Source organism: Lactobacillus sp. ESL0225 (assembly GCF_003692905.1).
Lineage (GTDB): Bacteria > Bacillota > Bacilli > Lactobacillales > Lactobacillaceae > Lactobacillus > Lactobacillus bombicola.
Genome location: NZ_REHK01000006.1, coordinates 251,877 through 277,859, shown reverse-complemented (window position 1 = coordinate 277,859; position 25,983 = coordinate 251,877). Strand labels below are relative to the sequence as shown.

31 protein-coding genes and 2 tRNA genes are annotated in these 25,983 nt (G+C 34.2%); 16 read left to right on the top strand and 17 right to left on the bottom strand.

The genetic code is table 11. The annotated features are described in order from the left end of the window. Positions 1-2: 2 nt before the first annotated feature. The 10 genes from atpA to F5ESL0225_RS02950 all read right to left on the bottom strand — a co-directional run bounded on the left by atpA (position 3) and on the right by F5ESL0225_RS02950 (position 7,976). Positions 3-1,514, bottom strand: coding sequence for a F0F1 ATP synthase subunit alpha (gene atpA / locus F5ESL0225_RS02995; RefSeq protein WP_122021549.1), 1,512 nt, complete (start codon positions 1,512-1,514; stop codon positions 3-5). 15 nt (positions 1,515-1,529) lie between these two features. Further along, entirely contained in the window at positions 1,530-2,078 is a 549-nt protein-coding gene (gene atpH, locus F5ESL0225_RS02990) for an ATP synthase F1 subunit delta (protein ID WP_122021548.1), read from the bottom strand. Continuing rightward, complete coding sequence (atpF, locus tag F5ESL0225_RS02985) at positions 2,078-2,590, bottom strand: F0F1 ATP synthase subunit B (RefSeq protein WP_118896830.1); 513 nt, start codon at positions 2,588-2,590, stop codon at positions 2,078-2,080. The genes atpH and atpF overlap by 1 nt, the downstream gene beginning before the upstream one ends. 49 nt (positions 2,591-2,639) lie before the next feature. Then, a complete protein-coding gene (gene atpE, locus F5ESL0225_RS02980) occupies positions 2,640-2,864 on the bottom strand; it encodes a F0F1 ATP synthase subunit C (protein WP_122021547.1) in 225 nt (74 codons plus the stop codon). Between the two features lie 18 nt (positions 2,865-2,882). Continuing rightward, entirely contained in the window at positions 2,883-3,596 is a 714-nt protein-coding gene (gene atpB / locus F5ESL0225_RS02975) for a F0F1 ATP synthase subunit A (protein WP_122021546.1), read from the bottom strand. Positions 3,597-3,711: 115 nt separating this feature from the next. After that, complete coding sequence (upp, locus tag F5ESL0225_RS02970; protein WP_122024589.1) at positions 3,712-4,341, bottom strand: uracil phosphoribosyltransferase; 630 nt, start codon at positions 4,339-4,341, stop codon at positions 3,712-3,714. An 86-nt stretch (positions 4,342-4,427) separates the two neighbouring features. Further along, a complete protein-coding gene (locus tag F5ESL0225_RS02965) occupies positions 4,428-5,432 on the bottom strand; it encodes an L-threonylcarbamoyladenylate synthase (protein ID WP_122047828.1) in 1,005 nt (334 codons plus the stop codon). Next, positions 5,432-6,280 (bottom strand): peptide chain release factor N(5)-glutamine methyltransferase, encoded by an 849-nt coding sequence (prmC, locus tag F5ESL0225_RS02960; RefSeq protein ID WP_122047827.1) that lies wholly within the window; start codon positions 6,278-6,280, stop codon positions 5,432-5,434. The genes F5ESL0225_RS02965 and prmC overlap by 1 nt, the downstream gene beginning before the upstream one ends. Beyond that, entirely contained in the window at positions 6,273-7,361 is a 1,089-nt protein-coding gene (gene prfA, locus F5ESL0225_RS02955; protein ID WP_122047826.1) for a peptide chain release factor 1, read from the bottom strand. Before prfA ends, prmC begins: the two co-directional genes overlap by 8 nt. 6 nt (positions 7,362-7,367) lie before the next feature. After that, a complete protein-coding gene (locus F5ESL0225_RS02950; RefSeq protein ID WP_122021541.1) occupies positions 7,368-7,976 on the bottom strand; it encodes a thymidine kinase in 609 nt (202 codons plus the stop codon). Between the two features lie 146 nt (positions 7,977-8,122). On the opposite strand from F5ESL0225_RS02950, the gene F5ESL0225_RS02945 reads away from it, so the two are divergent. From F5ESL0225_RS02945 to F5ESL0225_RS02935, 3 genes are all read left to right on the top strand, one after another. Beyond that, positions 8,123-9,475 (top strand): Mur ligase family protein, encoded by a 1,353-nt coding sequence (locus F5ESL0225_RS02945; RefSeq protein WP_122021540.1) that lies wholly within the window; start codon positions 8,123-8,125, stop codon positions 9,473-9,475. A gap of 507 nt (positions 9,476-9,982) precedes the next feature. Beyond that, positions 9,983-10,261, top strand: a complete 279-nt coding sequence (locus F5ESL0225_RS02940; RefSeq protein ID WP_158592380.1) for a type II toxin-antitoxin system RelB/DinJ family antitoxin — start codon at positions 9,983-9,985, stop codon at positions 10,259-10,261. Continuing rightward, a complete protein-coding gene (locus F5ESL0225_RS02935; protein WP_122047825.1) occupies positions 10,248-10,523 on the top strand; it encodes a type II toxin-antitoxin system YafQ family toxin in 276 nt (91 codons plus the stop codon). Before F5ESL0225_RS02940 ends, F5ESL0225_RS02935 begins: the two co-directional genes overlap by 14 nt. A gap of 665 nt (positions 10,524-11,188) precedes the next feature. Here the strand turns inward: F5ESL0225_RS02935 and F5ESL0225_RS08495 are convergent. The 3 genes from F5ESL0225_RS08495 to F5ESL0225_RS02925 form a co-directional block, all read right to left on the bottom strand. Beyond that, positions 11,189-11,383, bottom strand: a complete 195-nt coding sequence (locus F5ESL0225_RS08495; protein WP_255409650.1) for a tyrosine-type recombinase/integrase — start codon at positions 11,381-11,383, stop codon at positions 11,189-11,191. Further along, the gene (locus tag F5ESL0225_RS02930) at positions 11,380-12,327 is read right to left on the bottom strand and encodes a site-specific integrase (RefSeq protein ID WP_255409649.1); all 948 of its coding nucleotides are present in this window, start codon (positions 12,325-12,327) and stop codon (positions 11,380-11,382) included. Before F5ESL0225_RS02930 ends, F5ESL0225_RS08495 begins: the two co-directional genes overlap by 4 nt. A gap of 283 nt (positions 12,328-12,610) precedes the next feature. Continuing rightward, a complete protein-coding gene (locus tag F5ESL0225_RS02925; protein WP_122047824.1) occupies positions 12,611-13,636 on the bottom strand; it encodes a helix-turn-helix transcriptional regulator in 1,026 nt (341 codons plus the stop codon). Positions 13,637-13,791: 155 nt separating this feature from the next. Here F5ESL0225_RS02925 and F5ESL0225_RS02920 point away from each other — a divergent pair, with 155 nt between their 5' ends. The 10 genes from F5ESL0225_RS02920 to F5ESL0225_RS02880 all read left to right on the top strand — a co-directional run bounded on the left by F5ESL0225_RS02920 (position 13,792) and on the right by F5ESL0225_RS02880 (position 19,787). Next, a complete protein-coding gene (locus F5ESL0225_RS02920) occupies positions 13,792-13,974 on the top strand; it encodes a helix-turn-helix domain-containing protein (protein ID WP_122047823.1) in 183 nt (60 codons plus the stop codon). Between the two features lie 91 nt (positions 13,975-14,065). After that, positions 14,066-14,521 (top strand): antA/AntB antirepressor family protein, encoded by a 456-nt coding sequence (locus F5ESL0225_RS02915; protein WP_122047822.1) that lies wholly within the window; start codon positions 14,066-14,068, stop codon positions 14,519-14,521. Beyond that, complete coding sequence (locus F5ESL0225_RS02910; protein WP_122047821.1) at positions 14,518-14,778, top strand: hypothetical protein; 261 nt, start codon at positions 14,518-14,520, stop codon at positions 14,776-14,778. The genes F5ESL0225_RS02915 and F5ESL0225_RS02910 overlap by 4 nt, the downstream gene beginning before the upstream one ends. Further along, positions 14,771-15,040 carry a hypothetical protein gene (locus F5ESL0225_RS02905; protein WP_122047820.1) on the top strand — a complete coding sequence of 90 codons (270 nt, stop codon included), beginning with the start codon at positions 14,771-14,773 and terminating at the stop codon, positions 15,038-15,040. The genes F5ESL0225_RS02910 and F5ESL0225_RS02905 overlap by 8 nt, the downstream gene beginning before the upstream one ends. Before the next feature lie 3 nt (positions 15,041-15,043). Continuing rightward, the gene (locus F5ESL0225_RS02900) at positions 15,044-15,310 is read left to right on the top strand and encodes a DNA-binding protein (RefSeq protein ID WP_118898017.1); all 267 of its coding nucleotides are present in this window, start codon (positions 15,044-15,046) and stop codon (positions 15,308-15,310) included. 96 nt (positions 15,311-15,406) lie between these two features. Next, positions 15,407-16,189: a bifunctional DNA primase/polymerase gene (locus F5ESL0225_RS02895; protein WP_122047819.1), complete on the top strand. Its 783-nt coding sequence runs from the start codon at positions 15,407-15,409 to the stop codon at positions 16,187-16,189. Then, positions 16,189-17,625 carry a phage/plasmid primase, P4 family gene (locus tag F5ESL0225_RS02890; protein WP_122047818.1) on the top strand — a complete coding sequence of 479 codons (1,437 nt, stop codon included), beginning with the start codon at positions 16,189-16,191 and terminating at the stop codon, positions 17,623-17,625. The genes F5ESL0225_RS02895 and F5ESL0225_RS02890 overlap by 1 nt, the downstream gene beginning before the upstream one ends. Before the next feature lie 733 nt (positions 17,626-18,358). Continuing rightward, entirely contained in the window at positions 18,359-18,508 is a 150-nt protein-coding gene (locus F5ESL0225_RS08305; protein ID WP_158592379.1) for a hypothetical protein, read from the top strand. 56 nt (positions 18,509-18,564) lie between these two features. Continuing rightward, on the top strand, positions 18,565-18,861 hold the full coding sequence (locus F5ESL0225_RS02885; RefSeq protein WP_122047817.1) for a hypothetical protein: 297 nt from the start codon (positions 18,565-18,567) through the stop codon (positions 18,859-18,861). 140 nt (positions 18,862-19,001) lie between these two features. Beyond that, positions 19,002-19,787 (top strand): hypothetical protein, encoded by a 786-nt coding sequence (locus F5ESL0225_RS02880; protein WP_122047816.1) that lies wholly within the window; start codon positions 19,002-19,004, stop codon positions 19,785-19,787. 2,175 nt (positions 19,788-21,962) lie between these two features. On the opposite strand, the gene F5ESL0225_RS02875 is transcribed toward F5ESL0225_RS02880, so the two are convergent. The 3 genes from F5ESL0225_RS02875 to F5ESL0225_RS02865 form a co-directional block, all read right to left on the bottom strand. Next, positions 21,963-22,799, bottom strand: coding sequence for a hypothetical protein (locus tag F5ESL0225_RS02875; RefSeq protein WP_122047815.1), 837 nt, complete (start codon positions 22,797-22,799; stop codon positions 21,963-21,965). 404 nt (positions 22,800-23,203) lie between these two features. Next, a tRNA-Gln gene (locus tag F5ESL0225_RS02870) sits at positions 23,204-23,275 on the bottom strand. An 8-nt stretch (positions 23,276-23,283) separates the two neighbouring features. Further along, positions 23,284-23,355 (bottom strand) — tRNA-Glu (locus tag F5ESL0225_RS02865). Between the two features lie 208 nt (positions 23,356-23,563). Between F5ESL0225_RS02865 and F5ESL0225_RS02860 the strand changes: the two genes are divergently transcribed. From F5ESL0225_RS02860 to F5ESL0225_RS02850, 3 genes are all read left to right on the top strand, one after another. Next, positions 23,564-24,007: a LytTR family DNA-binding domain-containing protein gene (locus tag F5ESL0225_RS02860; RefSeq protein WP_090093201.1), complete on the top strand. Its 444-nt coding sequence runs from the start codon at positions 23,564-23,566 to the stop codon at positions 24,005-24,007. Further along, positions 24,004-24,462, top strand: a complete 459-nt coding sequence (locus F5ESL0225_RS08555) for a DUF3021 domain-containing protein (protein WP_122047814.1) — start codon at positions 24,004-24,006, stop codon at positions 24,460-24,462. Before F5ESL0225_RS02860 ends, F5ESL0225_RS08555 begins: the two co-directional genes overlap by 4 nt. Before the next feature lie 81 nt (positions 24,463-24,543). Continuing rightward, entirely contained in the window at positions 24,544-25,554 is a 1,011-nt protein-coding gene (locus F5ESL0225_RS02850) for a serine hydrolase (protein ID WP_122047813.1), read from the top strand. A gap of 31 nt (positions 25,555-25,585) precedes the next feature. Here F5ESL0225_RS02850 and F5ESL0225_RS08390 read toward each other — a convergent pair whose 3' ends face one another. Beyond that, the gene (locus F5ESL0225_RS08390) at positions 25,586-25,762 is read right to left on the bottom strand and encodes a hypothetical protein (protein ID WP_199716442.1); all 177 of its coding nucleotides are present in this window, start codon (positions 25,760-25,762) and stop codon (positions 25,586-25,588) included. Positions 25,763-25,983: the final 221 nt, after the last annotated feature.

The following is a 25,983-nucleotide window of genomic DNA, read 5'->3' as shown; positions in this document are numbered from 1 at the left end:
TCCTATTTGCTACTTGGTGAAAAACTATCAGCAAATTTTGCAATTGCATCTTTTAATTCATTTTCATCCGGTAACTCACCAGTTTGACGGATGTGTTCTAGTAAATCCGCATGACTACTGTCGAAGTTATCGTATAATTCCTTCTCAAAACGAGCGATATCTTCAACTGGAATTGCATCAATATAACCGTGAGTCAAAGCGTACAAAATGATAACTTGTTTTTCAACTGGAATTGGATCATGTAAAGGCTGTTTTAGAACCTCGACAATTCGCCGACCACGATTAAGTTTAGCTTGCGTTGCTTGATCTAAGTCACTACCAAATTGAGCAAAACTTTCTAATTCATGAAAAGCAGCTAAATCTGTGCGCAAAGTACCTGCAACTTTTTTCATGGCTTTAATCTGCGCACTACCACCAACACGGGAAACAGAATTACCCGCATCAATCGCTGGTCTAGTTCCTGCAAAGAACAAATCACTTTGCAAGAAAATTTGTCCATCAGTAATTGAAATTACATTAGTTGGAATATATGCGGAAATGTCTCCAGCTTCCGTTTGAATAAATGGTAACGCAGTCATTGAACCGCCACCAAGTTTATCACTTAATTTAGCACTACGCTCTAATAAACGTGAATGAAGATAGAAAACATCACCAGGATATGCTTCACGACCAGGCGGACGACGAAGTAATAAAGAAAGTTCACGGTAAGCCACAGCCTGCTTAGATAAGTCATCAAAGACTACCAAAACATCCTTACCATTATACATAAACTCTTCACCCATCGCAGTACCAGCATAAGGTGCAATATAGAGCATTGGTGCTGGTTCACTTGGTCCCGCTTCAACCACAATCGTATAATCCATTGCGCCAAAACGTTTTAATGTTTCAACCTGAGTTCTAACTGTTGATTCTTTTTGACCAATAAAGACATAAATACAAATTACATCTTGACCTTTTTGATTCAAAATTGCATCAACAGCCAAACTAGTTTTACCAGTTTTACGGTCACCAATAATCAACTCACGCTGACCCCGACCGATTGGCACCAAGGCGTCAATCGCTTTGATTCCGGTTTGTAACGGCTGATTAACAGACTGGCGCTCCATAACACCTGGTGCTGAATCCTCAATTGGTCGAGTTTTAGTCGTTTTAATATCGCCTAGCCCATCAACTGGTTGACCCAAAGGGTTAACTACGCGACCAATTAATTCATCGCCAACTGGTACACGCATAATTTGCCCAGTTCGCTTAACTTGGTCGCCTTCACGAATATCATCAAAATTACCCAAAATAATGATACCAACATCATTTGATTCAAGGTTTTGAGCAATACCATATGAACCATTATCAAATTCTAATAGTTCATTCGCTAGAACATTGTTTAATCCGTGAGCACGGGCGATACCATCACCTATGTATGTTACAACACCGACTTCATTAACGTCGAGTTTGTCATCATAGTGTTCAAGCTGTTGCTTGATCAAAGAGCTAATCTCTTCTGCTTTAATGCTCAATGGTTTCACCTCTTTTTAATCTTTGTTAATTAACTGCGCACGAATCTTTTTAAGCTTATTTTTAACTGAACCATCAATCACATAATCGCCAACTTTTAAAATTACGCCGCCAATAATGCTTTCATCAACTTGATTTTCAAGTTCAACATTACTAAAACCATATTTCTGGGCATAACTATCACCCAACTGCTTAAGTTGTTGTCTAGTCAATTTGACCGCAGTAATTGCAAGTCCCCTAGTCACCTGCTTATCCTTATTGTACAAATCATCATAGTACATGATAATATCAGGTAACTCTAAAAAATGGTTATATTCCAACAATAATTTCAAAAAAGTCTGCACCTCTTGAGATAAGCCTTTGGTAATTATCGCAAGAGAAGCCCTTTTTTCATCGCTATTAAAAATTGGATCACTAAAAACTTTTAAGATTTGCGGATAAGTAGAAATAGCTTTTAGCAGTTCTACTAAATCCTCGTGAACAGTATCCTCAGCATGCATGTCCTGCGCATAATCAAACAGTGCAGTACCATATCGTGCAGCAATCTCTTCTTTACTTAAGGCCATTATTTATTCAGCCCCTTAATAAACTGATCGACTAGATCTTTTTGATCAGTCGCTGATAAATTTTTGGCAATTACTTTTTCTGCAATTGCAACTGAAAGATCAGCAACTTGTGAACGCGCTTCATCTAAAGCGTCGGCTTTTGCTTGAGCAGCGTCAGCTTTTGCCTTTTCATGAATTGAAGTGGCATTTTTGTTAGCATCAGCTACAATCTGGCTACTCGTTTTCTGAGCACTTACTTTTGCTTCAGAAATAATTTGTGTTGCCTCTTGTCTTGAATTTTTCAAGGCAGCTTCGCGCTCATTAGCCAATACTTCAGCTTTTTTACGATTGTCAGCAGCCGCATCCAAATCATTGATCACTTTTTGCCGTCTTTTTTCCATCATGTCGGAAACTGGTCCCCAAGCATAGTGTTTTACCAAGAGAAGCAAAATTACGAATACAATTAAATACCATAGCGTATTGCCGATATATATATGATTCGCTGAGGCTGCAAATAAAGTTTGAAATGTCATTTACTGCCCTTCTTATCTTTTTTAGCCTAAATTCTTTCAAATAAAAAAATTAAAGGAAAAGAATTAAAAAGGCAACAACAATCGCTAAAATAGGAACGGCTTCAATCAAACCAACACCGATAAACATAGTTGATCTCAAATTGCCGGCACTTTCAGGTTGACGAGCCATACTTTCAATGGTTTTAGTAATAACCTTACCGTTACCCCAAGAAGCAGCTAAGGCAGCAATACCAGCTGCAAGTGCTGCAGAAATATATTTAAAAGCTTGTGACATATTTAAACCTCCAAAAAATTATTCTTTTGTAACCTTTTTACCAACGTAAACCATCGATAGCGTTACAAAAACATATGCCTGAATAGAGCCAATGAAGACAGAGAAACCTTGCCAAATCATGGCGAGTGGAGCTGATAAAACCATCGTAGTAATCCCAAAGCTCGGTGCTAGACGATTACCAATCAATGTTAATAAAACTTCACCTGCATAAATATTACCATACAAACGTAACGATAGCGTTAAGAAGTTAGTTACTTCTTCAATCATATTGATTGGAAATAAGAAACTAACTGGTTCGGCATAATTACGCCAGTAGCCACCAGTACCAAATTTTTGTATTCCAAAAGTAAATGATAAAAGCAAGGTCATCATTGCAAATGACATTGTCGTTACGGGATCTGCAGTTGGCGATTTTACAAACATGAAATCACCAACTTTTATTTCCATAAACAAACCCAATTGGTTCATAAACCAGATAAAGAGAAACAAAACAAAAGCGTAAAGCGATAAATGCTTTTGGGCATCAACATCGCTAACGTTATCCTTGACAATGTTATCAGTAAAGTCAAGTAAATATTCAAGAACATTCTGCTTTTTATTTGGTTTCATTTCAACCTTGCGTGAAAGCCAGATACAAACAAATAGGATTACGGCTGCCATCAATGTTGAGCCAATCATCCCTGCAAGATCAAAGTTTAAACCCAAGAAGTTAAATACAAATGGTTGCTCCATTACTTCGTGACCTCCCTTCTGGTGTCCAGTTTATCGAACACTAATACAATATTAACACTTTCAATAAATTTGTGTAAATATGTAAGCGAATTCCATAAATATTTGTTTAAAACTTCTACTTAGTGCCAAATAATCGATCGCCCGCATCTCCTAAACCAGGGAAAATGTAGCCATTATCCAATAAATCATCATCCTCGGCGGCGGCATAAATGTCTACATCTGGATGTTCAGCTTGAACAGCTTTGACACCATCAGGTGCAGCAACTAACACCGCTAGTTTAATATCCTTAACGCCGCGTTTTTTCAAGGCTGCAATTGCCATATTGGCCGAACCCCCAGTTGCTAGCATAGGATCCACTACTAAACACTCGCGTTCTGCAACATCATTAGGCAGTTTGCAAAAGTATTCATGGGGTTCTAAGGTTTCTTCATCGCGAAACATCCCAATGACACCTACTTTAGCTGACGGAATCATATCTAAGACACCGTTAAGCATCCCAATTCCAGCACGCAAAATTGGTACGATAGTTAATTTTTTCCCGGCGATTTCCTTTTGCGTTGTCTTACCCATTGGGGTTTCAATTTCGACATCTTTCAAAGGTAAGTCGCGGGTGATTTCATAGGTCATAAGGCCACCAATTTCACCAACAATGCGTCTAAATTCGTTTGAACTTGTTTCCTTACGCCTGATAATCGTCAACTTGTGTTGAATTAACGGATGATCTAAAACTGTAAACTTGCCCATATTTTCCTCCTATACGTAATTACTCTAAATCCATTGCTATTTTAATCAAAAAAACAAACGCTTTAAAGCTTTTTTCTAAATATTTTTTATTTTACCCGATAATGATGACCAGCAGCAGCTTTTTCTAATCTATTCATGTAAGCCATGGTCGCTTGACTACCATTAAAACCTTGAACATAAATCTGTTTGATTTTTGGTTGATCATCAAAATAACGCAAGCCCGCAAACAAATTATGATCAGCATCACTTAGATTATCACCCAAATTAAACTTATTTACTTGCGGTAAATCAATTTCAGCTAAAACCGGATTTAACGCCATTACTGCTGTTTGCTTGTCATAAGTAATTGCTTTAAAATCAGCTAAATTATCAACAATAATTACTGGCGCACTAGGAGCATAATGGCGATACTTCATGCCAGGAGCTTTAGGGACATCTTTTTCACTAACTTTGCCACTATTAATTAAAACCTTTTCCTGTAAGACGGTCCCCAATTCCTCAGGCGTAATTGCACCTGGGCGCAAAACTATAGGAGTTGCCACAGATAAGTCAATAATAGTTGATTCAAGCCCTACCTTGGTGGGACCACCATCGATAATACCGGCAATTTTTCCGTTAAGATCGTGAAAAACATGCTGCGCGGTAGTTGGACTAGGTTTAGTAGAAGTATTGGCCGATGGGCCGACAATTGGATAACCTAGCTTAGTGATTAACGCATGTGTCAGTTTATTATCAGGGCAACGAAATGCTACTGTCTTTAATCCACCAGTTACCGCTTCTGGTAAAGAACCAGGTTTAACTTCTAATAAAATAGTAAGCGGACCTGGCCAAAACTTTTTAAGTAATTTTTTAGCTCTCTTAGGAACAGCCTTGGCATACTTACTCATCATAGTTTCATCGGCTACGGTTACAATCAAGGGATTATCACTTGGACGACCTTTAGCCGCATATACATTTTTAACAGCCTTTTCGTTAGTTGCTAAAGCGCCTAACCCATAGACCGTTTCCGTAGGAAACGCAACTAATTCACCAGCTAAAAGTAATTTGGCTGCAGCATCAATTTCTTCGTGTAAGAATATTTTGGTCTCCATTAGTTGTTCCACTTTCCCTTCACCATGCGTGGCTTATTTGCTAAATCATTTTTAAATTCAATTGTAAAGTCTGGTAGTTCTTGCACAAATAGGTCTTGTAGTTGCTCTTTTTGGTTATAGCCATACTCTAAGAAAAATTCACCGCCACTATTCAAGTGTTCACGTACTTGCTGGACAAATTTGCGATAAAAGTTAAGACCATCTACACCACCAAATAAGGCTTCTTCGGGCTCATTTTGTAAAACATTTTGATCCATTTCTGCGCGCTCGGTATCTTTTATGTAGGGCGGATTAGAAATAATTTTGTCAAATTTTTCTAAGCCAATTAAAACATTAGCCTTACGAACTATTGCATCTACCTGATAGGTTAAGAAATTTTCTTCAGAAGTCCTTAAAGCTACATCTGAAACATCAGATGCGTATAAATTAAGATCAGTAAAACCCTTTTTGGCTGCTTCTTTAGCTAGCGCAACCGTAATACAACCAGAACCTGTACCTAAATCAAGGATCTTATCGTTTGCTTGCAAACTCTGCAAAGCCCATTCCACTAATTCTTCAGTTTCAAAACGCGGAATCAATACTCCACGCTGAACCATGATTTTATAACCTAAAAACCAAGAATAGCCCAAAATATATTGCGGTGAAATCCCTCTAGCTAATTTTTTGATATCTTTTTGAGCTTGTTGGACTTGGTCTAATGAAAGTTCTAGCTCCTGCTTAAGTTGAAATTCACTTGGACTTAAGCCTAATCTTTCTGCCAATAAAAAGGCAATATCTTCTGGCCGCTGATTGGCAGCTGCTTGGGTTGCCCAGGTATTTAAATCATTTAAAGTATTAATTTTAGCCATTTTGGTCGGCCAACTCCTCTAATTGTTTTGTCTGATTATATAAAATCAAAGCATCAATAATTTCATCCATTTCGCCATTCATTACGCGATCCAATTTATTAATTGTCAACCCAATCCGATGATCAGTTACCCGGTTTTGCGGGTAATTATAGGTTCTAATTCGCTCAGAACGGTCACCAGTTCCAACAGCATCTTTTCGCTTAGCATCATATTGATCACGATTTTGGCTTTCATAATAATCATAAACACGTGAAGTCAAAATCTGCAGAGCCTTTTCCCGGTTCTGTTGCTGACTACGCTGATCCTGCATTGCAACAGCAATGCCAGTCGGTAAGTGGGTCATCCGTACGGCACTAGAAGTTTTATTGATGTGCTGACCACCGGCGCCACTTGACCGATAAACATCGACTCGTAAATCCTTAGGGTCAATTTCAAAGTCAACTTGTTCATATTCCGGCATTACAGCAACAGTAGCCGTAGAAGTGTGCACTCTTCCTTGAGATTCAGTTACTGGAATTCGTTGAACGCGGTGGGCACCATTTTCATATTTAAGCTTAGAATAAACCTTATTACCATTGATCATAATGGCAATGTGCTTATAACCACCAACTTCAGTGGGCTCACTATCAACTACTGAAACTTGCCAATTTTGTTGTTCGGCATATTTTTCGTACATTCTAAGCAAATCTGCTGCAAAAAGTGACGCTTCGTCTCCTCCAGCTGCTCCACGAATTTCCATGATAATGTCCTTATCATCATTGGGATCTTTAGGTAGCATTAACAGCTTAATCTGATCTTCTAAGGCAACGATTTCTTGTTCCAGCTCAGTATTTTCTGCCTTGGCCATTTCAATTAAGTCAGGGTCACTTTCGCTAGCCATCATTTCCTTATTATCAGCTATTTCTTGCTTATCTGCTTTAAACTTTTTATATTTTTCGACTACTTCACGCAAATCAGCTTCTTCTTTTGAAATTTCCATATAGCGCTTAGTATCATTAATCACTTCAGGATCGGCCATCATCTCTTGTAACTCTTCATAATGAGCAATCAGACCTTCAAGCTGTGCCATAATTTTATCCATATTGTTTTAATCCCTCTCTATTCTTGCTTTGGGGTGAAAATAATGAAAACGACAAACTGGGTGATAACTTTCGTCCCCGCCAATTTGGACTTGTTCGCCCTCATAAACCGGCTTTCCATTATGAATACGCAAGTTCATTGTAGCTTTATGGCCACAGTAGTGGCAAATTGTTTTAATTTCCTTAATTTTATCTGCAAAAAGTAAAAGATTTTTAGTTCCCTCAAATAAATTATTTTGAAAATCATTTTTTAAACCAAAAGTCATCACCGGAATATTAAGCTCATCAACAATTCGGGCACATTCAATAACGTGATGTCGTTCTAAAAATTGAGCTTCATCAATAAAGACACACGCAATTGGTCCATCCCCTTGGGCTTCGTCTTGAGCATTTAATTCTTGAATATAAGTAAAAAGATTCATCTCGTGACTAATTGGTATAGCATCACGATGAAGACCAATTCTTGAAACAATTTTACCAACACCATTACGAGTATCAAGAGCGCTTGTCAAAAGTGCAATTTTACGACCTTGCACCTCATAATTGTGCGCATCTTTGAGAATTTCAATGGTTTTACCACTATTCATTGCGCCGTATTGAAAAAATAACTGTGCCATTTTTGCTCCTTTGTTCAAATTAAATTTACCTAACTTATCTAGTATAGATGAAAATCAAAATCTGTGCAGTTAAATTATAACCAAAAACTCGTTTTAGTTTGTCGCCTATGCTATAGTTGATATTGATTTTAAAGCGAGGGATAAACATGAAATTAAAATCTAGAATTGCTAAATTTACCGGAAAATTAAGTTACTGGTTTTTACATAATATCCTTAAAGGTGGGACTAGTTTTCCAGGTAAAATTGCTATGAAAATTGATCCTAAAATTTTAAATACTTTAGCCAATGATTATGAGACGGTAATTGTAACGGGCACGAATGGGAAAACAATGACAACGGCGTTAATTGTTGAATCTTTACGTGAAAAATATGGTGATGTTTTAACTAATCCATCTGGTTCAAACATGCAACAAGGAATTGTAACTGCCTTTTTAGCACATAGAGACCAGGCAGCTTCACGCAAAATTGCCGTGTTAGAGGTTGATGAAGCCAACGTGAAGCTGGTGACTGAATTATTGCACCCCAGTTGCTTTGTTCTAACCAATATTTTTCGTGATCAAATGGATCGCTATGGCGAAATTTATACAACCTATGAAAAGATTCTAGACGGCATCAAACTTGAACCGAAAGCAACCGTAATTGCCAATGGCGATGCCAGTATCTTTTCTGCTGTCGATTTACCTAATCCGAAGATTTTTTATGGTTTTAACTTACCTAGCGATCAAGCAGAAAATAATCTCATTGCACCGGTTAACACAGACGGTGTCCTTTGCCCGCAATGCAACCATATCTTGCACTTTCACGATCGAATCTACGCAAATCTCGGCGACTTTTTCTGCCTTAATTGCGATTATCAGCGTCCGCAGTTAACCTATTCAGTTAACCAAATTATTAAGCAAAGCCCCAACCACCTTAAGTTTCAAATGGGAACTAAAGAGTACAGTATCAATATTGGCGGTACCTATAATATTTACAATGCCCTAGCCGCCTATGCCGTTGCCCGTTATTTTGGTCTTAGCGATGACGAAGTCGCCAGTGCATTTGCTAAAAACAAGCGTGTCTTTGGGCGGCAAGAATTGATTAACTATGCCGATAAAGAAATTGATTTGATCTTAGTTAAAAACCCAGTAGGTCTAGATGAAGTACTCCACTTATTAAATACAGAAAAAGAAGATTATTCATTAGTCACGCTACTGAATGCTAATCATGCTGACGGAATTGATACTTCATGGATTTGGGATGGGCAATTTGAAGAATTACACCAGTCTCAAATTAAAAAGGTCATCGTCGGGGGGCAGCGCTGGCATGATATGAGCTTTCGTTTGGAAGTTGCTGGCTTTAATCCAGCTCAGATGACTACCTGCAAAACTGATAATGATGTCATCGCGCAATTAGCCAAATTACCAACTAAGAAAGTCTATATTTTATCAACCTACACGGCCCTACTTTCATTGCGTAAGTCAATGGCCGATAAGAATATTATTCAAGCTGGGATGTAAAAAAAGGTAAGCACCGATTGCTTACCTTTTTTGCTTAGGCTCTTGCTATTGGGACTAAGGGCGATGTAATAATTATTACTTAAATTTATTTCTATGATTTAAGCTACTTTAATTGCATAAGCTGGAACAGATTATCCCCTTGCCATCATCAATACTTTTAAAATTATTGTTATTACTGAACCTATTAATATTATTGTCCAAGCCATACATTTACTCATTGCTTTATCCTCCATGTATGCTAGTTTATAGCCTAGCTATTCTCAAAGTTACTAAACCATAATTTTTGAATATTGTAGCAAGATTATTACCATAATGATTATTAATACTACTACCGAAAATATTAATATAACACCCATTAATTACGGATTCATCTCCGATTCCGCACCAATTTTGACCCGATTTTTAAAAATCAGGCCAAGCATTTATCCATTTTTATTTATAATGCTTTATTAAAGAATGAAACAAGGATATAATATCCCTAGAATAAAAGAAAGAGGGGAAATGTCAATGTCAATTAAAACGAGTAAAAAAACTAACTTGAATGTTAAAATTGATACCGATCTAAAAAATGAAGCGGATTTAGTTTTTAAAGATATGGGCTTAACTTTAAGCTCTGCAATTACAATGTTCTTAAAGCGTTCCGTTGATGATCGCCAATTACCCTTTCAGCCACGTGTGACTAGCGAATTAGACCAAGCTTTGGATGAAATCAAATCAGGTAACATTGAATCATTTGATTCTGTTAAAGATTGGGAAGACGATTTGCGTAAATATGTACAAGATTAAGCAATCACGTAAATTCAAAAAATCCGCCAAGCAAGCAGTCAAACAGGGGAAAGATCTTAACAAACTATTTGCTACTGTAGAAGCTATCATTACAAACAACATTGGTCCCAAGTATCATGACCATGAACTTAAAGGCAAATGGCAAGGAATTCGTGAGTTACATATCGAGCCGGATTGGTTATTAACTTATCAAATCAAAAATAACGAACTAATCCTTTATTTAGTCGATACAGGCTCACATAGACAATTATTTGATAAATAAAAAAGCTTAAGTAACTTTTTATGACTACCTAAGCTTTTTTATATTTGTAAATATTTAATTCAGGTCTATCTACATCATATTTAATCTTCCAAGTTTCAATAAAATCAGCAAATTGGCATAAGGCATATCGTTTCAAAGCGCTATAGCAAGGGGCACTATATTTAACTTTGTTAGCAACTTGCCAGTCTTTAAGTTCATCTATATACAGTATTTAAAATCGTCCTAAATAGCTGGCTTTAACTATCTGAGCAATGATCTATTGCTTGATAAATAGCCTTGCATTTGTTTTGCATGTCTAAAATTTTCTATTACCACGCTGGGAGGCAATTCCAGTTAAATCGAGCCGTGAACTGCTAAAATCAGTGCGATGAAAGCCAGCCTTAGACGTCTATGCCTACTATATTGATGAGGATAAGAGAATAAGCGATAAAGAGAATAAAAAAAGCTAGATGATTTATTTCATCTAGCTTTTTTAGTTCAAATAATATGATGGACAAAGCAGTTTTAAGACCTTCTTAAAGCCTGCTGTTAAGCCATTTATATTGAGATATCCGGGATAGCATTGTAAATGCTGTAAGCCTTGATATAACAATGCTTTTAGTAAGCTTTTTGAAATGTTGTAACCTAATGTTGTAACCTAGCTATTTTATTCGGTAACTACTTAATTATCCGTTCATATAATTACTTAATTTTTGGACCGCTTTGTTTTGATGCTGTTTAGAAACATGAGTGTAAATATCCATTGTGGTTTTAATTGACTTATGCCCCAACCTCGTTTGTACGTCTTTCATAGAAACACCTGCTTCAAACAATAGTGAAGCATTGGTGTGCCTAAAGCCATGAATAGTAATTCTTCTCAAATGGGCTTTTTGACAAATAACCTTATTCCAGTTAACCAAGCAGCCACACTCAAAGGGATGTTCTCATATCCACGATTAAAAACCACCCTATCACCATTAATATTGATAACCACCTGCTGTTTACGTTGCTCCTGTTGCCATTGTTTTAGTATGTTTGCTGTACTATCATCAATGGCTATTTTTCTGTAACTGCTACTTGTTTTCGGTGTCTGTACAATAACCTTATTGTTTATACCCTTAGTAAGTGTCCGTTTAACGCTAACCACGTTCTCATTAAAGTCAATATCAGACCATTTAAGCGCTAAGGCTTCCCCACGGCGTAAACCAGTATAAGCTAATAGCCTAAACAACGTAAACGCCTTTAAATTGTAGCTTTGAGCGCATTGTAAGAACCTGTTCAATTCATCTTTGGTGTAAAAATTGTTAAATTCCTTATGCACATTCTTAACTTTAGGACGTACAATGTTTTTCATTGGATTTTTACTGATTATTTCTAGCTTAATTGCATAATCAATTGCATCACTACAATAAAAAATATATTTCTTATAAGTTCCAGGTGCATCCCTAAACCACTTATTTACAGCTTTCTGACATTGTATTACACTTAGCTTATCAATATAAATATTACCTAGCGCCTTTACTACATGAGCATTAACAATTCGTTTCGTGGTAGCAAAGGTGCTTTCTTTTACTGTCGGTTGATACACTTTCAACCACATATCTATTATTTCAGACAGTTTAAATCGGCGTTCATTGATTGGCTTGTATTCTCCACTATCAATAGCAAGCTGTAATTTTAAATACTCCTCACGGGCTTCCTTTAGGCTTTTAAAGCCTTTTTTTCTTACCATTAGTGTTCTACCTGTACTGGTATCTTTACCAGCATACAGGCTGAATTTATATCGTTTCTTACCTGTTTTTGTTTCGTATTCAATTATGTTCATAGCTTAGTTACCTCTTTTGTTCTGTAATGCAAAGGTAGACTAATCAAAGTATCCTAATCTATGTTAAAAAAGTGGTAAGAAACTTTATAAAGGGATGTATAACGTAACGTTTCGTGACGGTATTTGCTGTAGGGATGCACACATTAGCTGAATTTTAAGCCAAAGTGAACAACGGGTCGCCCTGAATTGGGGCGTCCTTTTAAATATGCCGTCCCAAAATAGGACTACATCCCTAAAAAGTGGTCAATGTTACTACTTCATTTATTGTTGTACCCCACCACTATTAGAGATGTATGTCATTTCTTTCCAAATATTCCTTACTTTCATTTTTAAAATAATGATCCAGTTTGTTAGTTTCCTCCCCATTCTCTTTTTTATAATCTCTATAAGCTGCAATGAAGTCTTTATTATCATTATTATCATTGGCTATCAGAAAGTCTCTTAGCTTTGTGTCCCCTTTATCCACTCTCTCAGCTATTTTTACACCAATTTCATATCTTTCTGGATCTTCATCATATACATTACCCCAGTCCGAATAGAAATGCTGTGAGAAGTATTCATTGATATATTTTTCTTTATCATTTTTAGCCAAGCTATCTGTTTTATAGTTTTCAACATCTGCTTTAATTTTTTCTATTAAATCTAAATACTGATTAACTGCTTCCCTTGCAGAATTCAAATCAAGATATTTAATTTTATCAATAAATTTTTTATGCAAATCTTTTTCACACGTGGAATATTTCGATTGGTAAAGCTCTCCAAATTTTGTTAAATAATATTTTTGTCTAACTATGGATAACATTGATTTTACTGAACCCAAGAAAAATTCAGCTATATCATCCTCGCTTTCTTGACTTTTAATAAAACTACTTAGTGCATTAGAGTTAAACAACTTTCCAAAATTGTGCATCCAAAATTCTTTTACTTTATCGGTCAAGTTAAAATTCTTTTCATCTTTTTTATATAGTTCCAACGGTAATTTATCATCACTAGTTAAAGCAATAAACTCATTGACAACATCATAAAGTTCCTCATCAATTCCACCTGGAATAAGACTAGTGCCTCCAAACGCCCCATCAATGTACGTATAATTAACAATTTCAATTATTTCATCTCTTGAATAAGTTAAGCCTTGTAAATAAGTAACCGGCACTTCAAAAAAATCAGCAAGTTTTTGCCATGTTGCTAATTTGGGTTCAGTCTTGTTATTTTCGTAATTACTATAAGTACCACGCTTTATGCCAGTTTTTGCTTCTATGTCGTCAAGGGTTAGCTTCCTTTGATTTCTAAGCTCTTTTAGTCTATTCATATTATTAACTCCTATTGCTTAACACATTTTAACATCAATTATTCAAAAATAAATATTTAAATCTAAAAAAATTAGATATTGACATCTAAGAAACTTAGATATATTATTTTGATATTGAAATCTAAGAAACTTAGATTAAATGAAAGGAGAATTTTATGACTACTAATTTTTTTAATTATAAAGATGCAATGAAATATTTAGGTATTAAATCACCTGTTACGTTGCGCAATTATATAAATCAAGGTTTACCTGTCATTGAAATTGGTAATTCTAAGAAGATTAGTAAAGATTCAATAGATGAATTCATGAAAGAACATCAAAAAGTGATTAGCAAATAGAAAGGAACGACAATGCTAGAACTGATTTCAGTACAGTTGGACAAAAACGTCCAATAGCAAAGTGAGTAAGAAGCAGAAAGGAGCATGACAAATGCAGGAACTAATTAAAATTCATATTAAAGATGGTCAACAGCTTGTTAGCGCAAGAGAGCTACACAAGGCATTAAAAATCAAGAAACGTTTTAGTGTATGGGTAAAACAAAATTTTAAATTATTTGAAGAAGATATAGATTTTACCAGTGCTCTTTTGAGTACACCCTATAACAAAGCTTATCCTGAAGCAGGTTCACAGAAGTTACAGGATTATGACCTAACTTTAGATATGGCCAAACAGCTATGTATGATTAGCCGAACTGAAAAGGGAAAACAATATCGTAATTACTTAATTAAAATTGAACGTCAAATGCGTGATCCTAACGAAATAATAAAGCGTGGTTACGATATTTTACAAGGTAAAACTGAAATAGATGTTCAAGAATTAAGTCCTGAATTACAAGGATTTAGGCAGATATTAGATAAGCAGATAGCAAAGGAGTTACAAGCATGAAAAAAACAGTTAAAGACGTTGAAAAGCTAGATAAGGGATTAATTGAAGCATCCCTACAAAGTACTAATATTTCAAAGGTGGCAAAAGTATTAACTGATAAGTTAAATGATGCTCAATCACCTGAAGATATGACCTTGTCAGAGTTTGAAGAATTATATGCTTTAGCTGACATGATTAGGGTCTATGCCATTAATCAGTGTGCAACTATAGAAAATTCTGAAATGTTGATAGATTTTGAGGTAAAACAGCATGAATAGAAACACAATTAAGCAAGCAATAATTATCTTTAGAGCTTTAAAACATAATCAATTTGAGGATTATCAAAAAGCAATTCAATCATTGTCCAAAGATGATGACTTAACCTTTGAAGAACAGAGCTTTCAAGTCATGAGTGCTATTTTCAAAGCAGGTTTTAAGCATATCGAAAATATGAATAATAAGAATGCAATTTGTAATGTTCCACTATCAGAGGTGGATAAGCTAACAGCAGTGTTCGCTAATAATCTCAAGGAGCAATAAGTTATGGAAGACACAGATATTAAAGACACTATCGTTAAGACAATTAAAGACACACTTAACCACCCTAAGCCTTATTTAAACCGCCGTGAGATAGCTAAATATTTCGGTGTAGCTGATTCAACCATTAGTTATTGGGCTACTTTAGGGATGCCTGTAGCCGTTATTGACGGACGTAAATTATACGGCAAAGAAAGCATTACCGAGTGGTTAAAGTCAAAAGAGCAAAGAAAAAACCCGAAACTGTCGCAAGCAGTATCGGGTAATGAATAATTTCTAACCAAAAATTATTACATAAGAGATTATAAACCAAACATGCAAAGGTAGGCTAATCAAAATATTCTAATCTCTAAAGAAAACGAGGTATTTATGCTAGTTAATTACGCTATTAAATATGCAGAACACGGCTTTTCAGTAATCCCAATTGGTCAAAATAAGCGACCATTGATTAAATTTGCTGATAGACCACCCTTAACAGTAGAACAAATTAAACAAATATGGGCTAAATATCCGAATGCCAATATTGCACTTAAGACCGAGCAATTTTTTGTCATTGATGTTGATTGTCACGGTAATAACGTGGATGGCTTAAATTCAATCAGAGAGCTTAATCATCCTGAATGGTTTAAAGATACCTTGACCGAGAAAACAGCTAACAACGGGCGTCATTTCTTTTTTAAAAAGCCTAAAAATTTTAATATTAGCCAAAACATTGGTTTCTTACCAAGTGTTGATTTAAAAGCGCATCCCAATAACTACATAGTTGTAGCACCTAGTCAGATTAACGGTAAACCTTATCAATGGCTTAATCATTACCCTATTAAGGCAGCACCGCAAGGCTTAATTAGGCTAATTCAGAGCAAGCAGCAAGCTAAAGGCACCTTTTATACAACTAACTACACCAACAGTAATAAAACCAAAACAGCGCAGCTTTTTGAAATGATAGTTAACGGTTTGGGGGATGTTGGTAATCGTAACGACACCTTAACCAGTTTCATAGGCAGTTTATTATTCCGAGGTGTTAACCCCTATTCTGTCGCAGAATTAGCCCAAATTGCTAACGAACATACTCCCGACCCACTTCCAGAAAAAGAAGTCATTAAGACAGTTAATTCAGTAGCAAAGAAAGAAAACAGGAGGTGTTTACGTTAATGACAGAAGAAAAACTTAATACAACAGAACTAAACAAAATAAAAGAAAGACAAAACCGCCCATCCGTCTCATGGATTTACAGAGAAGAAGAAAGTGGTAAACGTAAAGTAGACATCCCTAAACTAGGCAAAACTATCTTAGCTGAACATAACTGTTTAATCGTTGAAAACAGCGACAAAGAAGACTTTTACGAATATAACGAAAAATTGCACTATTGGGAGCAACGCAATATTAAAAGCCTAAAAAGCGTTGTTACTAGCCTATTAAATAAACAGGGAATGTGGAGAGATAAAACAGCTAGAGATGCCTTTCACTTTATTAGTGACAGTATTAAGCGGGTTAAACGGGCTGATACATTTGGTAAAATTCAAGGCAATTACTTTAACTTTAAAAATGGTGTTTGGGATTGGGATGCTATGCAGTTAATTCCCCACGACCCTAAATATTATTTTACATTTTGCACTGATTACGACTTAATCGTTTATGACATTGCCAAGGCTGAACAAGAAGCTAAAAATGCAGACCATAAAAAGAATAGACCATTAGAAACAGAGAAGTGGTTAGCATTATCTCTAAGAGAAAATATTACACCAATGATGGAATTTATTGGTTATGCATTTTATCCCAGTTATGAACCTATCCAAGCTTTTCTTATGCTTTTTGGGAAAGGTGGTGACGGTAAAACTACCTTTGCTAATTATTTATCTGATTTACTAGTTAAAAGCAATGTTGCCCACGTTTCTATCGAAAATTTGACAGATGATAAGAGCAATAATTTTAGCCTTTCAGAATTATATGGTAAATGGCTCAACATCCATGCTGACATATCTAAAGCATTTATCAAAAACTCTTCAGCTTTAAAGAATTTAACAGGAGATGATGATATTAATGCGCCGGTTAAAAATCAAAAAGATGTAGTCTTCAAAAATCATGCCAAATTATTATTTATTGGCAATGAAGAACCTAGTTTTTCAGATACCACCGATGGCTTTAAACGCAGAGCCTTTATTATGACATTTAAACGAATTGATGATTTTAAAAGTCAGTTTAGTATGGACAAGATTAAACAGGAAAGAGGCAAGTTTGTTTACACTTGCATTTATTACGCTAAGAAAGCAATGGACAGAGGCAAATTTACTGTAACCCCTTCTATTGAGACAGCTAGAAATAAATGGTTGTCTGACAATGATCCTGTTCAACAATTTCTCAATGAAAACTACATCCAAGTTGATGATTCTAAAATCAATCAAAATGAACTATATCGAGACTATAGAGAATGGTGTGATAACAATGGAACCAAGCCACTCTCTAACACTAGATTAAAAAATGAATTAGAACGAAAAGGTATAGTAAGGCATAGTAAGCAACTCCGAAAGTCAGATGGACAAAGACCACGCTTTTATTATTACATAGGATTAGAACCCAAGAATAATTAGGAACAAAAAACAAATTTACTAAACGTTAATACACCAACAAAGGAACAAGTTGGGAACAAGCTGGTAACAAAAAATAAATTGCTAATAACTTTAGAGCAAGTAAGTTAGGAACAAAGGAACATATTATTTTTAATAATACTTAGTAATATAAATATATAATACATACTCTATATATGTGGTGTATTATAATTCAAAAAATCGTGTGACTTTGTTCCAAAACCAGTTCCTGTAAGGGTTTAGACCTATTTTTTAATTTGTGCCTAACTGTGCCTAACTGTGACATAATCAAAATTAAGAGGTAAAAAACAATGGAACCAAGCCACTCTCTAATATTAAATTGAAAAATGAATTAGAGCGTAAGGGAATAACAACACTTACTAAACGACCTTGGAATTCAAATGGTAAAAGACCACGTGTTACTTATTACGTTAATCTCAGTCCAAAATAAAATATTGATATATCAACGATAGTCCATACCAGTCCACTTTTAGTCCAAAATAAAAATAGCTGTAATCTCTTGCTAGAGTAAATACAGTCCAACAGTCCATATTATTTTTAATAATACTTAGTAATATAAAATTATATATACCCTACTCTATATATGTGGTGTATTATATTGCAAAAAAAGTGGACTATTGGACTAATCCTTACAGCTGTAAGGATTATAGCAATTTTAAAAGATGGACTGTAGTGGAATAAAGTGGTACATAGTCCAAATTAAGAGGTAAAAACAATGAAACAAGAAAAAATAACTAAAGATAGTGATGCAACATTATTAGCTCGAGGAGCTGACGGACGCATTTATATGATTTCTGGAACAGTTCAGCAATGGAAAGAAATAGCTGGAATAGATTTATTAGCTAGAAAAAAAGTGGCTAATTGATATACCACCCAGTTAAGAATACCAAAGCAATATTAAACATAAACAAAGGAAAAATTATGTATTACTCAATTAACAATGCTGCAGATTATGACATGATGCAATTAGTTAAAAAAATAGAAGAAGAATCTGGTAAGCAAGCAGCTGTGCATTTCTGTAATTGCATGATGTTAATTTGCAATAAAGCAGAACATAGCAATTATTTAAATGAACTAAATAGTAAATTATGGTTTACTAGAATTGCTGTAGAACATGACGGCATTCCTACATTATTCTGTGATTCTCTTTCAAGCGGGATATTTTATATTTATACCATTAAAAGCAGCCAAGTTAAACGTGAGATTAAGCGCATATAAAACTAAAACCCAAAATACAGTCGTAATTCACGACTGTATTTTTTATGCTAATATTATTCATAGTTAGCAAAGTCTTTCTCTATTGGTATATGCTTCAATTTATAATATATTATTAACATTATCGTCTTTAGGAGAGTAAAATGAACTGGTTTAAAAAGTATGGTTGGTATATTATGATTTCTTTTATTTCAGCAATATTAGGTGGAGCTATATGTATATCTATATCACAGAAAAATTTAGGCAGTTTTGCAGATTGGCTGAGTGGATTAGGATCCATTGCGGCTATTGGCATTGCCTACTATCAAATTTATGAACAAAGAAATGAATATGAGAAAGATAAGAGAGAAGCAAATGAACGTTTTGAATTTAATAATAGGTCGCAATTTTCTATTTTATGTATGCCTACGTTAAATATTAATGATAAAAATTTTTTTATGAATAGAGAAGACGAGACATTATTTGCCAAAAGTATAAATTCTAAAATTGATGAGGTTAATGGTAGAAAATTTAGGGCCTTAAAAAATGATAAACGTGCTTATCAGTTTACTAATGTAACCGATAATGTTGCTATAAATGTAAACATAGAAATAGGATATATTAATAATTTGGAATCTGACAATTTGCAAATTACTTTTGTACCTCCAAGAGATAAAGTTGTTGTTTTAACACATCAAATGCTGAATGATAAAACTAAAAATTCTTTTCTAGAAATAGAAAAGGAAATTAAGTATATTAAATTATATTTTGAATCACTCTCTGGAAAACAATATGTACAAATTTGGGATAAATCAACTTTTACTCCGAATGGAGAAAACAAGATTATTGATACTATGTCATCAGAAACCACTTCTGCAAAAGAAATGCCAAAGGCAAGCAATACAATTAACTTTCTTGTAGGGAAGCCTGAAAAAAGCACTCGCTTATGAGTGTTTTTTATGCTCAAAGAAATGCTTCCCTGACGGGAGAGCTTTTTGCGCTGGCTTGCATAAGAAAAGGTAATCACCTCTCCTTAGCTTAATACAACAAGTTGGATTGCGTCATCCGAGGGTGATTACCTTGACTGAAATAATACTTCTATTGATTATAATACTACTTTTAGTCGTTGCTATCAAACGATAGTCTGCGCAAGGGGCGCTCGTCCCTTGATGGTCAGAGCGCCCTCAAAAAAAGTACAGTATTAATATTTTTCACGAATCAGTAATAAGCCATACAAGTTAAATAATTTCATTACTCTCATACGTTCATTAATTTAGTATGTTAAATGCAAATAAAGCCAAACATTGTGACTAAGCTGTGCTGATCAAGGATAGCTGTTGCGCATGATGGGACACTGACATTATTTAGTGATTCAATTTAAAGTAGGATATTTTATATTTATACCATAAGGGCGACAAAGTTAAGCGAATATCAAACTAAAATATAGTCGTAATTCATGTCTTTATTTTTTATGCTAACAAATGCTAACATTTTCTATACTTAGTATGCAGCGTACATAAAACAGGAACGGAGCTTAAAAAAGCTGGTACAGAGGGAATATTAGACAGCATCCCTTGCAATAATAAATACCGTGAGTGCACCCTCAATGAAATTTTTTGGGTGCACTTTGCGCACATCTTTTAATTGCATTAATCCTTATATAGCAGTCTTTGTAGCCATTATCTTTGCACCCTAATTGTGAACAATTGTGACTTAATTAAAATTAAGAGGTAAAAACAAAGATCAGCGCAAAATTGCGCCGATGAAAATCATCATTTAGCCTGTCGTATTTCACGACAAACCTTACATATCAGCAATCATATTTTAAATACCCCCGCCCCACTTGTCATTAAGAGAGCAACCACATAATGCCGGCTTCTCTTTCAAAAACTGAATTCGAAATATTTTAAGGTAGGGGGGCTGTGGATAATTATTTATACTGTATAGGTAGTGCGCACACGCACCCCCTATCTATTAATTAAAAAGTGGCTTTACTTTGAAGATACTTTTAGGACATGGGGCCAATTTTGAGCCCATCTTTTCTATACAAATAAAAATTTTTGCAATTTATTTAAAACTATAAACTATACGGCTGTGAACCATCGAGTCTAATCACTTTGCTTCTGGTCAAACAAATTATGACGTTACAATTCAGGACGCCCTAATTCAGGGCTCCCTTAAATAGCTATTGCTACAACTACACTCATTAAATATCTCTAAGTGGCTCAGACCCACTTAGAAATTCGTTATGGCTGTGAACCATTTCGAAATAAATTTAATTGACCTGTTTTGCCCAATCCATAATTGGTTTAGGTCAAAAGCTAAAATTGGATTCTGATATCCTTTATACAAAAACAGGTCGTTTTGAACGACCTTAAATTTTCAGCTCAACGTAAAATTGCGTTCGTTAATACTTACTACAACAAAAAGAGAGCTCGGTTTTGAGCCCTCCTAGGGATGCATAATTTAGTTCTCCCCAAAATTGGGGAAATCTTAAGCCAACGCGGAGTTTGCGGACACTATAAAAAAGATAGGTGCAAATTTGTACTCATTAAAACATTGGTTGAAAGTTCAGCACATCTATTAGACCACAATTTTGGATTCTGACTAATATCAATATTTTGGTTCTATTTTTTCAAAGTCCAATAAAAACGTTTATTTAATAATCTTTCTAAAATTTAGGAAGAACAGTAAGTCAAAAATGTCTAATAGTCAGTAACTAATTGATAATGTATTTTTAATAATATCAACAATTAAAATAACCAATCCAAAAATGGATCCGTATAAATACTTTTAAAATAGATAGCTACTGTCCCTTTGAAAGATATGAAAACTGTCAGTCCAAAATTGGCCCCATCTAAATTTTAATGTTTTATGCGTATACGCATCCCCTCTTTATAACAACTTTATAAATCCTAAATCAAGTCGTTCAGAATAACTTTAATATTTAATTTGAGTTTTCACTTTAAAATGTAGACATTAATTAAGGGGGGATTAAAACGGAACCCCCTTTTATCACAGTGACAACAACCGTATTTACAAGTACACTTGTAAAACTCAATGGCTCTCACCCATTTGTTTTATTATCCGTTGTAAATCTAATTGACCTAAATCCAAAATTTTAATTATAAATCACTTAATTTTAGATTTTTAATATCATCATGATCATGTACTCTAATACAACTATGTAAATTGGTAAGAAGATTAATTTTAATAAAATTATTTTCTAAAAGATTTTCATCAATTGGTTTTTCAGAAATAGCTAAAAAGCGATATTCATTTTGGACTTCAAATTTTTTTGGCTTTTTACAATAAAAGAATTTAGTCAAAGACCTTACAATGTGTTTTTGACACTTATTTAGATTTTTAACCGATAAGACAGAGGAACCATCTAACAAAAGAACCTTTGGCAACAACATATTATATTCATCTTCTAGTTTAAGTCCCTCGACAAGATAATCGCCCAAATTTAAATATTCAACATTATGTGTTGAAAAGGGACCTTTTTTAGGATTAAAAGCTTTTATAGTATGAACTTTATAATAAAGATCAACAGATTGCTTAAGTTCATTCAATAATTTTTCTACCCTTGTTGAACTTATTGTAATAAACGGTCTAGAAACAGGATTGCCAAAATCATCAATATTTCCCCCTTCAAGTCCACTTATTACTTCTGGTCTCAATTTACCTTGATTTTTTTCATCAAAAAAATTTTCTCTTAAAACAGAATAGCAAGATATAAAACAGGATCTATTTAAAATACTTAAATTCACAGCACGAGCCTCAAGATTATCAAATTTAAGTTGGTCTTGCTGATTATCTATTAAAGATAAAGTGGTCTTATTTTCTTGCTTTCTATACGAAAAAATATTTTTCAAAAATATATCTTCTCTTAAATAATTATTTGCTATCTTCATATTTGGAACAAATTGCAATAAATTTGGCATCCATCCTTCACTCATAAAGTGGCCTCCATATTTTTATAATTAATATCGCTTTCATAGTATTAGCTAAAAAGTAATGTAAAGTAACCTGTATTAATTCTATAAGTCAATTATATACCTAAAGGATGCACCGAATGTTGTAACCGAATTGCTGATTTTGAATAAAAAAGAAAGCCCAAAATGGACTTTCTAAGGTATTTAAGCTATAAATTATTAAACTGAACACTTGATATTATAGCACTTTTCAGCACTCAACTATACCAATTTTAGAATATTTTGATTAATCTACCTTTGCCAAAATGTTGTAACCGAATGTTGTAACCTAAGTGACTAATTTCAGTTAATTTCAAAAAATCAGAAAAAATAAAAATGCCTTAGTATCAACGTTTTAAGCTAGTTGAAACTAAGACAAATTACAATTATTGGGATATCCGGGCTCGAACCGAAACATGCAGGAACCAGAAACCTGTGCCTTACCATTTGGCTATATCCCAGTGTTAAATCACCCGTACGAGAATCGAACTCGTAACTCCACCTTGAGAGGGTGGCGTCTTAACCATTTGACCAACGGGCAAAATCAACAGTAATTATTATGCTTGAAGCCAGGGGTAAAGTCAAGTGCTTTTTATCGCAAAAAAGTATTTTTTTAATTAATTTGGCAGGTAATTGCTTTTTTTATAGTCGATCTACCACTTATCCTAAAAAAATGACCATTCATCTTTAAATTGTTGTTTAACATATTTACTTTTGCTATCTTAAAAAAACAGAAAGGAGATGCATTTATGCTTGTTAATCAAAAAATTGACCCCCAGGCAGTTGACCTATCAGTGACTGTTAATACACCTCAAATTGATAATAACAGTACTACTTTACAAGATAATTTGTCTTATTTTGTCAATGAACAAAATCTGATTGGTTATCAAAATGGACGCCAAAAGGTAATCGCCCTATATGATGTAATTTCTATTCATACACAAGATAAGAAAGTTATTTGTGAGACTAATCAAGGAAATTATCGCTTAAAAAAGCGACTATATGAAATCAAGTCAATTCTACCTCAACGAGTCTTCATTCAAGTTTCAAGTTCTGAAATCGTAAATTTTAGTTGTATTCAAGAATTTGCCCTTACGCGTAATGGCATTTATCAAATTATTTTTAAAAATGGTCATACCACCTACAGTTCACGCCGTTACATGCAAAAAATTAAAAAGGAGTTTTTATCATGAACCTTTGCAAAAAAATTTTAAAATTAGCTCTTTGGTCCGCTCCAATTGGAGTCAATATTGGCATATTCTCATACCTTATTTTTAGTCCCTCTTTCAATCCCTTCTCATCACTATCAAACTTCGAACGCTTTTTTCAGCATTCTGTTTCGGTAAATTTGGTAGACTTAGTTATTTGGGCACTAATTGGAATTATTTTTGGTTGTAGCAGTCTTATTTATCGGATTGAAACTTGGAGTATTACTAAGCAAACCTTAGTCCATTTCTGTATTACTTATTTTTTGCTTATCATCCTGAGTATTTTAGTTAATGAACACGAATGGAACTGGTACTACCTACTTGATTTTACGATTGATTTTTGTATTATTTATTTAATTGTTTGGTCCGTAAGTCTAATTAGAGCAAAGATGTTTGTTAAATCGTTAAATCGAAAATTGCACCAAAAAAATCAAAATTAAACCGTAGAATAATTTTGGCTATTGAGATACAAAATTGGATATAATAGACTGAGTATGCAAATTTAATTAAGGACAAATTTTATGATTGATTATTCAGCTACCCAAAATTTAATTGAATCAATGGTTTCAGACCGTGTGGTCCCTGGCGTTAATTACGCTTTTATTAATAATGAGCAAATTTTTACATCAACAATTGGTTTTGCAAGCATTTATCCCACCGTAACGCAACTCAGTCCATTTGCAGAATATGATTTAGCAAGTTTAACTAAAGTATTAATTACAGAAAATATCTTATTAAAACTTTATCAAAAAAATGAACTAAATTTTTCCGAACCACTGCACCAATTTATTCCTGAATTTACCGATGAGCGGGTGCGACTTTTTCACTTAATGACACATACAAGTGGTATTCGGGGATGGATAAAAAATCGCGATGAACTTAGCCATGATGAACTTTTAGACGCAATTATTCACCTTCCGGTAACCAATGAATTTGAACATAAAATGCGTTACGCTGATACTAATTTTATTCTTCTAGGCCTAGTCATTAAAAAAATTTACAATCTTCCTGTGCAAAAAGTTGGTCAGCAAGAAATTATAAATTCAATGGGTCTAAAAGAAACACGCTTTAAGCCTGATAAAAACTTGTGTGTTCCTACTGCTTTAGTCAAAGATAAAATTCTTCAGGGCATCCCCCATGATCCTAAAGCTCGTCAACTTGGGCAAGATTGTGGCTCCGCTGGGCTGTTTTCAACTTTAAACGACTTAGTGAAAATTTGTAAAGGCTACCTTGGAATCGATCGTGATATCCTCCCCTTTAGTCAAGATACTGTTAGTTTACTATTTGATAATAAGAACCCCAGCGGTGTTGCGCCACGTTCATGGGGATGGGATTTACGCTTTGACCCGCAAGATAATTATCCAATTATTTTACATACTGGTTATACTGGAACCTTAATTGTTCTTGATCGTATTAAAAAATCCGGCTTAATTCTTTTAACTAACCGAATTCATCCCACCGGACACAATCAAATTTTTTTAGCAATGCGCGAAAAAATTATTCAAAATTTTTTAATTGAAAATGATCATTAAAAAAGCAACTTCAAAATGAAGTTGCTTTTAATTAACATTTTTTATTCTTTGTCCAAAAATGGTAAACCAAATCAACAATAGCCTGGGCAAACATTCCCCCAGCCATCCAGTACATCGCCATCATCATTTTATCAGTAAAAGTAAAGTAAGCCGTAATGCCATAGACAATTACCCATAAAATTTTAAAAAATAAATTTTCACACATCATTTGAATAATGCTCCCTTCAATTTACCTTAATTATACCGTTTTTATTAATAAATTGGGGGGCATTTTTAGTTATTTATTCAAAATTTTACACTACTATAATTTTTTATTGCTTAGAATGTTATTATTTCAAAATGTTTACATACGTAAGCATAAGTAAACTTTTTTTATCAAAACATAAAACAATTTATCAGAATTATTATGATTTACTTGTTATGTAATTT